The 13,161-nt window shown below is 42.2% G+C and carries 10 protein-coding genes; 2 read left to right on the top strand and 8 right to left on the bottom strand.

Translation table 11 applies throughout. From position 1 onward, the window contains the following. Nucleotides 1–47 precede the first annotated feature (47 nt). The 8 genes from RM368_RS08305 to RM368_RS08270 all read right to left on the bottom strand — a co-directional run bounded on the left by RM368_RS08305 (nucleotide 48) and on the right by RM368_RS08270 (nucleotide 9,380). On the bottom strand, nucleotides 48–485 hold the full coding sequence (locus RM368_RS08305) for an FHA domain-containing protein (protein ID WP_409882195.1): 438 nt from the start codon (nucleotides 483–485) through the stop codon (nucleotides 48–50). A gap of 247 nt (nucleotides 486–732) precedes the next feature. Further along, nucleotides 733–3,255 carry a heavy metal translocating P-type ATPase gene (locus RM368_RS08300; protein WP_322693638.1) on the bottom strand — a complete coding sequence of 841 codons (2,523 nt, stop codon included), beginning with the start codon at nucleotides 3,253–3,255 and terminating at the stop codon, nucleotides 733–735. Between the two features lie 214 nt (nucleotides 3,256–3,469). Further along, complete coding sequence (locus tag RM368_RS08295; RefSeq protein WP_322693637.1) at nucleotides 3,470–3,661, bottom strand: hypothetical protein; 192 nt, start codon at nucleotides 3,659–3,661, stop codon at nucleotides 3,470–3,472. Between the two features lie 181 nt (nucleotides 3,662–3,842). Next, a complete protein-coding gene (locus RM368_RS08290) occupies nucleotides 3,843–4,118 on the bottom strand; it encodes a TM2 domain-containing protein (protein ID WP_322693636.1) in 276 nt (91 codons plus the stop codon). 98 nt (nucleotides 4,119–4,216) lie between these two features. Further along, nucleotides 4,217–4,387, bottom strand: coding sequence for a hypothetical protein (locus tag RM368_RS08285; protein ID WP_322693635.1), 171 nt, complete (start codon nucleotides 4,385–4,387; stop codon nucleotides 4,217–4,219). A gap of 511 nt (nucleotides 4,388–4,898) precedes the next feature. After that, nucleotides 4,899–6,473: a CPBP family intramembrane glutamic endopeptidase gene (locus RM368_RS08280; RefSeq protein ID WP_322693634.1), complete on the bottom strand. Its 1,575-nt coding sequence runs from the start codon at nucleotides 6,471–6,473 to the stop codon at nucleotides 4,899–4,901. Between the two features lie 279 nt (nucleotides 6,474–6,752). After that, nucleotides 6,753–7,190, bottom strand: coding sequence for a DUF29 domain-containing protein (locus RM368_RS08275; RefSeq protein WP_322693633.1), 438 nt, complete (start codon nucleotides 7,188–7,190; stop codon nucleotides 6,753–6,755). A 261-nt stretch (nucleotides 7,191–7,451) separates the two neighbouring features. Further along, entirely contained in the window at nucleotides 7,452–9,380 is a 1,929-nt protein-coding gene (locus RM368_RS08270) for an alpha-amylase family glycosyl hydrolase (RefSeq protein ID WP_322693632.1), read from the bottom strand. Nucleotides 9,381–9,862: 482 nt separating this feature from the next. Between RM368_RS08270 and RM368_RS08265 the strand changes: the two genes are divergently transcribed. Next, complete coding sequence (locus RM368_RS08265; protein WP_322693631.1) at nucleotides 9,863–10,912, top strand: hypothetical protein; 1,050 nt, start codon at nucleotides 9,863–9,865, stop codon at nucleotides 10,910–10,912. 269 nt (nucleotides 10,913–11,181) lie between these two features. Next, the gene (locus RM368_RS08260) at nucleotides 11,182–12,993 is read left to right on the top strand and encodes a protein kinase domain-containing protein (RefSeq protein WP_322693630.1); all 1,812 of its coding nucleotides are present in this window, start codon (nucleotides 11,182–11,184) and stop codon (nucleotides 12,991–12,993) included. The last annotated feature ends 168 nt before the right edge of the window (nucleotides 12,994–13,161 follow it).

The following is a 13,161-nucleotide window of genomic DNA, read 5'->3' as shown; positions in this document are numbered from 1 at the left end:
AAGCCGTGGAAATATCAGACTGTGATTGGTAGTTATAATTCACTCTCTTAATCCTCTAAATCCTCGGCCATACCGGGGTTTATTAGTGTAATGTCGTACTCGCTCGAATCCGTTTGTCCTAAACGCTGAGTGTTTCTTAAAAGGTAATAAATGGCACGTACTTGAGGCCCAAAAACGATCTCGTCTTCATTTCTGAGATCGTGGGCTGGTATTTTACGTCCATTAATCATCAAACCATTGGAACTAGGCTTACCTTTGGCATCGCCATCTACAATCCGGTAATAGTAGCTATGACTATTATGCTCTCGTGGCAATCTCACTAATGTGGCATGGCGGCGGGAGACAAACTGCGACATTAAACGGATATTACATTCGCGGTCTCTACCAATAGAGTAGACGGGGTGCTCCAGAGAAAATTCTTTGCGACCTTGATCGTCTTCAATAATTAGTAGATGGTTTTCATTGGTTTCTGCTGCCATTGACAAATCGTGGAACTGTAATTGATTAAACTTTGTTTAGTATCGTATCTTGCCATTTTTGCGCACCAAAAGTTTGTGGTGCTAATCTAAATAAGCTTTAAAATTGCATAATACCTTGAAAGAGTAGAACATGTCCGTTCTACTCCAGTAGCTATGATAGCTTTGGTAAGTGTCTTAATCTGACGACTGACTCCTAAATTCTGTTTTGATAACCAAGATTTGTGGTGGCAAATTGGACGTGTAAAGGAGTATTCTACACGCGATGAGCGAATCGCCGTAATAATATTGAGTTGGTGACGACGCTAACAGAACTAAAAGCCATTAATGCAGCAGCACCAGATGGATTAAGCACAAAACCCAGACTAGGAAATAAAACACCTGCAGCTAAAGGAATGCCAACTGTATTATATGCAAAAGCCCAGAATAAATTTTGGCGGATTTTGTTGAATGTGGCGCGACTAAGCTGAATAGATTCGACGACATCGTTTAGGCGATCGCGCATTAAAATAATTTCAGCAGTTTCCATCGCCACATCTGTCCCGGAGTGTAAAGCAATTCCGACATCAGCTTGGGATAAAGCTGGAGCGTCATTGATTCCATCTCCTACCATTGCGACTACTGAGTGCTGAGTGCTAAGTGCTGAGTAGGGAGTTAGGAGTGGAGAGTTAGGAGTGCTGAGTGAGGAGTTAGGAGTTTTCTTTGTCCCCTTGTCTCCTTGTCCCCCTTGTCTCCTTGTCCTTTCTAACTGGAGAGACTGGATTGCCGCCGCTTTTTTAGCTGGGGGAACACCTGCGATTACATCAGCGCTATCTAATCCTAGTTGTTTAGCTATGGCGCTAGCTGCTTCTTGGCGATCGCCACTGAGCAACATTACCCGTAAGCCCATCTGACGCAACTTGTCTACTGTAGATTGAGCATCCGATCTCAGGGTATCAGAAACACCAATTAGTCCGGCTAAGGTTCCGCCAATTGCGACACAAACAACTGTTTTACCATCTGTTGCTAAATCCTGTGCTAACTGTTGTGCGGTTTCGTTAATGGCAATGCCGTGCCAACTCAACCATTCCCAGTTACCCAACAATACAACTGTGTCTTCTACTACAGCAGATACCCCTAGCCCTGGTTCCGTGTGAAAGTCTACGGCCTCTGGAATAGATAACTGTTGCCGCTGTGCTTCTTGCTGAATCGCTTTTGCTAGGGGATGGTGAGTACCGCTTTCTACGGCTGCTGCTAGTTGGATTAGGGATTGAGCATTATTCTTCTCCAGTCCCCAGTCCCTAGTCCCCGATCGCTCAATTAGCAGACAATCTGTAACAATGGGATTACCTGTGGTAAGAGTGCCAGTTTTGTCAAATACTACGGTGTTTAACCGGTGTATTTTTTCTAAAACATCGCCACCTTTGATTAACAAACCTTTTTCTGCGCCCATAGCAGTTCCAACCAGAATGGCTGTTGGTGTGGCAAGTCCCAAAGCACAGGGACAGGCGACTACCATAACTGCGATCGCTAGTTTTAAACTAATTAACAGGGAAGAGTGGGGAGTGGAGTGGTGAGCGTGGCTCATCATTTCCATGCCACCAGACATGGTGATATCAGTCCAAATGTGAGTGCCGAAAAAGTACCAAAATCCAAATGTTAAGACAGATGCTGTTAGTACCCCGTAAGTAAAGTAACCAGCTACTGTATCTGCTAATTTCTGTACTGGGGCTTTCCGAGTTTGGGCGGCTTCTACTAGGGCGACAATTTGAGCTAGAGTTGTATCACTTCCAATCCGGGTTGCTTGAATAGCGATCGCTCCTGACTGGTTTAGTGTCCCCCCTATCACCATATCTCCTGGTTTTTTGATTATTGGCACGGCTTCCCCAGTTAGCATTGATTCATCAACCGTTGTTTGACCAACCACCACTTCACCATCAACGGGGATTTTATCACCTGGCAGCACTTGTAAGCATTCACCGACACGCACCTGTTCAGCAGGAATCTCAACAATAGAAGAACCCATTCCGGCTTTCTCTGGGTTGGCAATCAATCGCGCTAAGAGTGGCTGGAGTGCTAGTAATTTCCTAAATGCAGCAGCCGCGCGACCTCTAGCTTGTTGCTCTAATGTCCTTCCTAAGAGAATAAAGCCCAGCATCATTACTGGTTCGTCAAAGAAGCACTCCCAACCCAATTGGGGAAAAAGCAGCGCTACTAAACTAGCAATGTAGGCTGTCAAAGTTCCCAATCCCACTAGGGTGTTCATGTTAGGCGCATTTCGCCGCCACCCCAACCAGCCATCTACTAAAATCGGGCGACCGGGAATTAACAGCGCCACTGTCGCTAGTCCACAGTGAAACCAGATATTATTTAGCACTGGCAGCACTGAGCTACCAAGATTACCAAAATGTCCACTTCCCGACAATATTAGCAATACCGCTGCGATCGCTAACTGCCATAAAGAAGAACGCATTTCTCGGCGTTGTCGTTCTGCTGGATCTGGTAAGGTCGATATTTCGCCTGCTACTGTGCCATTAGCTTTTCGGGGTTGAGTCGGGAATCCAACGGCTGTTAATCGCTGTGCCAGTGCATCTACATCTATTGCACCAACTTCTGACTCTACAACTGCTACCTCTGTGGCCAGGTTCACACAGGCACTCTTGACTCCTGGATGTTGGGTCAGCTGTCGCTCTACTGCGTTCACACACCCAGCACACTTCATACCCCCAACATCTAGAATAATCTTCTCTAGGATTGGGTCAGGTTCTGGGGCTGGCTTAGTTTTCGGGACAAGTTGCATGGCTTGTGTTTAGATTCGCTACAGAAATTCAACGCCTGACTAAAAGCGTCTCTAATTCGAGCGTAGGCTAAATATGGAACTATGACTCAATGTCAACCATATTAAAATTATTAATTTATCGTACTTCGTTGAGCATCTAGACTATCGCTGCATTTTAATTCAACGTTCCAAGTTCTCAGATTTTTCTGTAGGGTTCTGAATTGGAAATTTGAAATTACCCTACAGGGGGTTGACATTTCCAACGTTGATAAGTGACATAAATAATCGCTGCCATCTGTATTGGCGCGATCGCAATCAGGTTTTTGAAGAAATAGTTGATTTCTAAATGAGATATAACGCTGAAATATCCTAAGCCTAACAAGAAGAACATTGCCCAGTTAAGCTGTTTAGGTTTGAAATTGAGCATATTAATAAAAATAAATATAGAAGGTAAAAGTGCTGTATAACTTTTGTTAAAGGTAAAAGGTGAAGCGAAAGGGAAAAAGGATGTTTCTTTGGTTGCTAACCTTTATCCCTGCGCTTTTGCTGCAATCCTAAACTTGGCAGGGGGTATCATTCTCTGCTTTCAGTAAGAAGCTATTCTTGTACTAAAACCAGCCCTGCTTATTCACAAAATAAGTATTTACAAATCCTTCAGGGGATTTATTTAAGTAGATCATGCCTTCAATTAGACCTATAAGTTGCATAACTAACAAAGCAACGCCGTAGGTAAAAGAACCCCCAATTACAGAAATCACTAACATGATAAAGCCTTCCGAAGCGTATCCTAGAATAAACTTATGAACCCCGAATGCTCCCAGGATAATCCCACAGTAACCAGCTAGAAGTTGTTTGGTAGGGTGACTGGGGTTAAGATTTGCCATATAAGTGCTGCTCCTCGATTAGTGAGTATAAAAATAAAGTCTTTATTGTAATGGAAGCAAATACATTTACTTGCTTAATAAATAGATTTTTAATTTTTTCAGTCTGAGTAAATCTCAAGATGAATAATTAAAATCAGCGTGCTTCTATTCCAAGGAGACGCTAAGATGTCTTGCGCTATAGGCCGAACTGGCGCTCCTTGATGACTTTTGCTGGATTTGACGATCGCAAACCCTGGTGCAGCAGTTTTGCAGATTTTTAGCTCAGACATTTATCTTGAGCAGAATCAATCTTAAATAATCAGCAAAAGCTGCTACATACACCACGTTTTACAAGTTCATCAGTATTATTTCCGGATTCTTTTGCGATGCTTCCAGCAAATGTGAAACGCCATCGCACCAATGACAAGACACTTACGTGGCTAGTGGGAATCTAGAAGTGCAAAAGGCAGCTTCCATATCTTTCTAACCGTTTTTTAGTTACCGATCCCCACTTCCATAAGCGCAAACCGGAATTGCATTCCAATTTATGACAGCTAAAAATGGTTCAAGAAGACAATTAACATCTCGAAAAATGGCTAAAATCTACCAGAATGAGAATAAATGCTTAACTAGATAGTTTGTTGTCTATGTTAATAGCATTCTTTAATTTGCTTTTGCCATTATCGTAATTGGGTTTTCAGCTAGTATTTATGCTTATAACCAATTATTACTAGTAAATTGTCTCTACCTATCGTGATAAAATCAGATATTTTTGTTTTTGGCAACAGTAACGAAAATGTATTAATTGCTACCTAAAATGAATAAACTTAATAGTGTACCACTATTCCAAAGGCTGTGGAGGAGCATAGGAGCGAGGAGATTGCGCGATCGCGTGTAGACTACTCCCAACACAATGCCCAATGCGGTCAGGGGGAGAATTTCCGATAAGCTGAGGTGAGCGATCGCAAACAACAAACTACTGATTAGAATCGACCCCCACACGGGTAAGTAACGAGTTAGAGAAGGTAACAAAAAACCGCGAAATAGAATTTCTTCAAAAAATGGAGCTGCGATCGCTGCTGTGGAGAAAAATATACCAAGTGCGATACCATCTTGGCTTTCCAGGGCTAATTGCAACAGGGGATTACTCCCACCCTGTCCTTGCCATAGCTGCTGATTAATCAAAGATACCACCACAACTACAGGTAAAGCCGTGCAATAGCCTCCCAGTCCCCACAAAAACCAATTATCTTGAAGACGGAAGCGAAACCAGAATTCTGGTAGTGGAAAAAAGCGCTTGAGAGAGAAATACAGTACTAACAGCGCACCTAATGCTACCAAGAAGTAACTAACCAACACAGAAAATGCCTGAAGTCGCACATCTACAATCGGACGCGGAATGGGTAGCAACGATATTACTAAGGGCACAAAAATTTGCCCCATAAAGAAAAAGCCAATGATAAAAACCTGCAAAACCGTTTCGCCACCCCAAGGAGTTGACCAGGGGATATCAGCATTTTGAGCTAATAACGAGGCTTTTCCTTTCAACAAGCGTTGAGCAAATAATAAAATCAGCAGTATTAGACCAATTAAAGCTGCCAAGGTGGGAATAGTGCCAATAACTGCCAATTTAATCACTGCTTGAGTAGAAGATTCTTGTTGTGCGGCTTTTACTGCTGATAACGCATCTTGTCGTTGCTGGAGTTGGTATAACTTAACCAAAGCAGTAGAGCGAAACCAACCTTCTAAATTCTTTTGAATTGGTTCTTGAGCATTTGGGAGGATACGAGGAGGATTACTCCACAGTCCAGTCAATACAGCAGCAGTTTCCCAAAACCCTGAATTAATATCTGAGCGTTGTTGTAATTCGCTCCAAGTCTTAAAGGCTGTATCCGTCTGTCCTTGCTGTGCTTGTAAAATTCCCAAGCGCAGGTCTAATTCAGCCAGTAATTTTTGTAATTGCTTAAAAGACTGCTCTAACTGTTGCTGTCCCTGTTTAGAAGTTTTAATAGTAGGAGGAGCATCCGGTAGAGGTTTTGGAGGTGCGGGAGTTATTTCCGCTTGAGAGCGTAATTGTGCAAGTTTGTTGTTAACTTTGTCTAAATTAGCTTGAACTGATTGACGCGCCTCCTGATACTGCTTTGTAGCGCTTTCTAGAGGTTGCTCGCCAAGTATTGCTTCCCGAATCGCCTGGAGTTTGTCATCATTGCTATTTTCTGATTGCCAAGCTTGGGCTTGTAAAGCAATATTTGTTTGGTATAGTTCCAAACGACTTTGAAATTGAGGTTCTTGCCAACTACCGAATAAAGCCGAAACTGCTAACAGAACTGCTATCGGCGTCATCACAAAAAATAAAACCAACCGCTTGAGTGTCATCTATCCCCCTTTAACTGACCAGTGGAGAGCGCGTCCCCCTTGGGAATTATCGCAATAAAAAGTCAGAGGTGGATAGATATGATCGATATTATAAGTTTGCAATGAATGTGCGATGCCTGCGGTAAATGTTCGCCTATGCACCCACGATGTTAAATTACAGTGGTGTTCTCTTACCTTCAGGAAGCCGATAATCTTTGTTTTGAGCGATGAATAACTCACTACGGACTAGGATTTTTTTATGTTTAATTATGCCTACTTAGTGAGTCTCAGCAGTTTAACTTACAGGAATTCAGAATTAAGAACTTGTTCCATAGTAAAAGGACACTCAAGCGGAAAAGTTTCTATTGGCTTTTGAGTCTCATTTGCAGCATCTCGACAAGCGCGGCGATAATATTTCTGTATCCACTCCCAGTTTTCTAGAAGGCGCTGCAAACTGGGAGTATCTTCCAAGCAATCTTGAATTTGGTTTCGGCAGTTTGAGATTGTGTTAACCCAACTTTTGGTTTTTCGCTCTGGTTGATATTGGTATTTGAGTAAGTGCATCAAAAGCACCTGTAAATAACTTCCAAGTTCTTTTTGTTCGCTCCGACCCGAACCCTCTAGTTCTTCTACCAAATGTTCAACATCTAACTCAGCCCAGCGTCCTTTCTTCAGGCATTCAGCTTGTTGCTGCGTCCATACCAGAAAGTCCTGATTGTAGAGTGTCGTTTTACTCATCAACAGTTACCCCTTTGTTTTCAGCAACATTTTGCCTCTTTTTGCTCAATGCAGTGCTTTACTAGACATTTTACAAACAAAGTAGGGCGAAAGCGCTGACTACAAACCTTTAATTATTGATGCTGTTTTATTTAATCCTCCAAAAGGAATCTAGCAATTACTCCTTTTATTAATTTCAATTTGTGTATTTTTTAATACTCAAAAATTACAAATAATGAAGAGTGAAGAATCAAAATTTTAATCCTTCACTCTACCTTATTTCTAAGATTCTCTTCCCGATGCCCAAGTGTCACGCCATTTGACAGTACCTTCTTTGGCAATCACCCAGCGGCGATTTACGAGATTTTCGCGTAGAGGCGATCGCCCTTCCCGCCACATGGCATATTTGTAAGCTATGAGATTTCCAGCACTCTCATTAAAGGGAATTTCGGCAAACCAAGTATTGGTATTGATGTACTCTAAGGGATACGCTTTGCCAATATCCCAGTTACCTAACTCTGGGCAATTTCCTGTCACCACAATAATTTCACCAGGTTTGGTTTCCACACCATTGAGTTGGACGCGGACAATTGTTTGTGCTTTTATGCGTTCGGCAACGTGGCTGAAAACAATCACTCCCCGTTCTTCTAGTACTAGGTCATAAATCTTGCCATCTTTCACCTCATACTTGTTGCGAGTCACCACGCAGGTATGTTCGCCATCGGGCAATTCTGTTTCTACTTCTGGTAAAGTAACTTCTCCTCCCCGATTTAAAGCGACAAAACACGCGGAGTCACGATAGCGGCGTACATAGCAGTAAACATCCGGTGTTAAGTATTTTTGCCAGTGGCTACCCATTGACACGGCTGGATTCAGTCGCCGTAAGCCAGATAGCAGCCTGATGCAACGATAAATCTCACTCTCAGTATCCCAACTTTCCATCATTGGGCGGTTGTACGGGTCGTTACCGCCATCAGTATCGTTATGCAGATATTGTTCTGTGCCGTAGTAAATGCAGGGAATGCCGCGACAGGTCATAATTAAGGCGATCGCCACCTTCAGCATTGCTGGATCGGGATTCAGCGATTGGAAGCGGGACATATCATGGTTATCAATGAAGGTAATTAGCTCTGTTGCCCCGTTGTAGCGATGATCTTGGTCAAAAATATATTGAATTGTTTGGAATCCCATTTCTGAACCTTGCCCTAGTGCAGCTCGAATTGCCACACACAACCCAAAGTCTAGAAGTGTCATGCCTGAGTGATTGGCAAATTCCACTGAGCGATCGTCATCAGGATTACTGTAAATCCATTCACCAAATATAAATACATCTGGTTTGTGATTGCTCATCTCGCCAGTGAATTCTTGCCAAAACCAAATCGGCATGTGCTTGACAGTATCTACCCGCAGTGCATCCACACCCCGGTCTAACCATTGTTTAATTGCTGACTTAATATACTCCCGATATTCTGTATTATTTTCATTAAAGGTTGCCAGACCAGCTAGTTCACAGTTTTGTACTTGCCAATCGTCTTCCCAATTTTGCACTTCGCCATAGTGGTGATACCAATTATTGACATCATTATTGAAATCAGCAATTTTGACACCATCATCATACAATTCACCTTTACTACCGCTAGTATCAGGTGTACTATGGTTGCAGACAATATCCAGCACTAGCTTCATATTGCGCTTGTGCATTTCTGTAATTAACCGATCAAAGGTTGTATTTTTTTCTTCTTGAGTGGCGTTTAAAGAAGGGTTCTCTCCCTCTGCAATGAATCGAGGATTAATCCGTTTAAAGTCTTTTGTCCAATAGCCATGTATTGCTGCATTGCCAACAAATAATTCTTCAACCTGCTCGAACAGGGGAGTTAACCAAAGAGCAGTAACTCCCATATTCTTGAGATAATCTAATTTATCGATGACACCTTGCAAGTCGCCACCCCAGTACTTACCCCAATCTTGTCTAGTTGGGTCGTACAGTTCTGAGTTTGCACCTTCGCTGTTATCTGGATCGCCATCATAAAAGCGATCGACTACGAGAAAATAAATTGTTTCCTGACGAAATTCAATATCTCTGGTGTAAAGGAACTCTAGAGCAATCTCAATATCTAACTGCGGTTCTTGTATAAGAGCGTCTACATTTTCCTTTGCAGGATCTACTTTATATTGATCTGGTGAGAACTGGGATGGTGGGGTTTGTACCATAAAAAAACTCAAAATTTCATCTAATTCACACTTGCAGAACCAACAGTACAACGTTTCAGGTATTGTGTGTCACTACAAACTTCGGTATTGTGACATCCTGCTTACGGTGTAAGTATCTATCGCTAGCTAGTTTATAATTCTATCGGTAGATATAATTCATCTGTTAGAGGATAAAAATCAAAGAAGAATATAGCAGTTATTAAGGATAATTGCTGGATTACAAAAATTTACAATATTTAATTAAATTAACCTGTAGTAAATACTGAGTTTGTCTAGTACTTAGGTGTATATTCGAGAAAAGATTTTAGAACACCTCAACTCCTTGGATATTAGTTGTCAAGAAGGTTTTGTTACACCTGAGCAATACTGAGTAAACCACGTATCAGCCAACTTTTTCTCTAGAAGATTCGCTCCATTGGTAAACTGACCATTGTCACTTTCAATCTGTTATTACTATCAAGGAATTAATTTAGGTAGCAATTATGACTAAATATGACAAGGTTTTTAACTCACCAAAGACATCAGAGGAATCACTAAGTCCAGAGGAAGCGGTGGCGGCGATCGCAACTGTGACTGCGATCGCTGATTCATTTATTGAAGAGGTAGATGCAGACAGTTTAGCGGGTATCCTCTGGGAATTCGAGGTTTTCGAGGAATACTCAGAAGATGACATTGCAGAAATAGTTGATAGACTGATCTCCATTGCCGAAGAAGAGGGAATTGGGCCTTTGTTTAATGCCGCTAAAGTATCTCTCTCAGATGAATTAGTGCTAGATGGTTTTGCAGCTGGGGTAATAGTGCTTTTAGACGATGACCTCGCCATTCCCAAATCGAAACAAATCTACTTGAAAAAGCTACAAGCAGCTTTAGAACTGGAGGATGAAGAAGCAGAGGAAATCATCAAGGAGGTAATTGCAGCGTTTAAAGAAGCAGAAGATGAAGAATATACAGACGATGAAGATGAGACAGTAGTCATCGAAGATTTTAGCGAACAGACCTATCAATCGCCTTTAGGTAATTTCACCGTGCCGATTCCGGTCGATCCGCAGCAGGGCGGTAGAATTCAAAGCCAGGAAGGAGTAGTTGGCTTTTCTGATGACATCGGTACTTTGCTGAGAATCGATTATTATCCTTTCCCCCTAGAACAGTTAGAGGAATTGGAGTCTGTTGGACAAGAAGAATATTTACAAACAATTTTAGTAGACAAGTATGTACCCCAAGCGATTTTCGCTAATGTACCAGATGCTTCTGTGGAATATACCGAATATCTGGAAAATACTTTGCGAGGCGCTTACTACGTATTAATTGATATGCCCAAAGGTTCGACAATTTCTAAGCAAGAAAATAATGGAACTGCGAGCAGATTAGATGCGTACCGGGGGTTGCTCACCTTCATCAGTGGTGAATTTTTGTATATAGTTAGTAGTCAGCACAGTTTTATTAACGGCGAAACTCCTGATTCTGTTGAGGAAGAGGCTGAAGACATCAAAGAAAATATTTTAGAGTTTGTTGAAACTATAGAGTTCACTTAGTACAGTATTTCATTCATTCGTAGCGAAGTAAATTTGGCAGGATTCTCCGATACCAATGTATTGGCTGGCATTAAACATCAGAATGGAGAGACGTAGCACTGCTACGTCTCTACAATAATTCTGGATAACGCATATTTAATTTCACCAGAGTATATTGCCTTGCCTTCGCTTATGTGATGTACATTTGGAAAGGGCAATGTCTGACGACAAGTTTGGAGAAGACAAGAAGTCTTTGCCTTTGCACTGGGTGTCTACGCTTATAATTTTTCATGACAATAACCCTGCTAAACAATCGCTATCAAGTTATCCAGGTAATCGGCGCTGGTGGGTTTGGCGAAACCTTTCTAGCAGAAGATGTCCACATGCCTTCTCGCCGTCGCTGTGTAATCAAGCAACTAAAACCGATAACCAATAATGACCCGCAAACCTACCAACTTATCCAACAACGGTTTGAACGGGAAGCCGCAACCTTGGAGTATTTGGGTGAAAGTAGTTACCAAATTCCCAAACTCTACGCCTACTTTTCTGAGAATGGACAGTTTTATCTCGTCCAAGAATGGATTCACGGTCAAACTCTGACAAAAATTGTCGAAGCCAAAGGATTTGAGAGTGAAACTGCTGTTCGGCGAATTCTCTTGAGTCTGCTTTCAGTTTTAGATTATGTTCACAGTAAAGGCATTATTCACCGGGATATCAAGCCAGATAACATTATTCTGCGTTCTATTGATAACGAGCCAGTTTTGATTGATTTTGGTGCAGTCAAAGAAACAATCCGTTCAGTGGTCAATTCTCCAGGATACCCCACGCGATCGCTTGTCATTGGTACGCCGGGATATATGCCTAGCGAACAAGCCGTTGGCCGCCCAGTTTACGCCACTGATATCTACAGCTTAGGTTTAACGGCAATTTATCTGCTGACTGGCAAACACCCGCAAGAACTAGTAACCGATTTAAAAACTGGGGAAATACTTTGGCAGAGGCACGCCCCTAACGTCTCTTCTCAATTGGCCGCGATACTCAATCAGGCAATTAAACCTCATGCTGGCGATCGCTACAGCACTGCCAGTAAAATGCTACATGCCTTGCAATCTGGTAGTAATCCTCCTGAGTTAACTGCAAATACTTCCACAGTTAGTTTTTCTCCCACCGCATCGACTCGGCAAACTCAGCCATTATATTCTCCACAAAACAATTCTGAGATTCCACGGTCTGCCAATCCTAAAAACTGGCAAAAACCTGCTGTGATTGTTGGTAGTTTGTTGATCGGTGGCTTGATTGGTGCAGTAGCAATTCCTAGCATCATTCGTCAGCAACAGCCAGAAACAACTATTGGCACAAATCCCACGCCATCGCCAGAATCTTTTCCCACTCCTGCATCTACCGAACCGCCCGTTTCCTCCCAAACGTCTCCAGTTCCAGTTATCCCTAGCTCTTCACCACAACGGCGACCAACCTCTAATTCTCCAGTTGTACCCATACCACAGCCAGATAAAGAGCCTGTCACTTCAGATACTCCAGCACCGATAGCAGTATCCACGCCACAGCCAGAACCAAAGGATCGGGTAAGCGCAGTTCCCAAACCAGAAGTTCCTTCCACACCACAAAACAGCGATCGCTCGCCTAGTAAATTAGCTACCACTAGCCAAAGCATTCCCGCATTTCCTACAGGTACCTCAAGAAGTGACGTAGAAGCTACCCTCGGCAAGCCAAATCAAGATTTAAGAGGCGCATGGGGCAAGACTCGTGCTGTCGTTTACAAACTAGTGCCAAACAAAATTGACCTTGGCTACTTATTCGATCGTAATTCTAAAACGCTGCGTCAAACTGAGGTATCTTTTGCTCAATCGGTAGACCCACAAGTAATGGAGACTACCTTAAATGGAATGTTAGCAGGGCAAGCCACTGAAGAAATTAAGCAGGGACTCAAACAGGTACAACAGCGTCAAGCTGATAATTTTAGTTTTAAAAATGGCTCAGTCAAGGGTCAAATTATCCGCCAACAATGTGATTTTATTTACATCAGCATTTGGGATGCAGATTTACATGATTTTGTAAATCCATCTACAGCCAAACAGTGTTAACTTTCTGGCAAACACTGTTCTCGAAAGTTAGATTTTTGTATCCTTCAAGACAGACTTAGTATTCAACATAGTGATTTAAAAACTGACTTTATTCAGGTACAATCAAGATAATTTCAGTCTTCCCAAACACAAAAAGCCAATTTTTAGAATTAGTGCATTTGTTTTCTA

Source organism: Nostoc sp. DedSLP03 (assembly GCF_034530815.1).
Classification (GTDB): domain Bacteria; phylum Cyanobacteriota; class Cyanobacteriia; order Cyanobacteriales; family Nostocaceae; genus Nostoc.
This window is presented reverse-complemented; position numbering and strand designations above follow the sequence as displayed.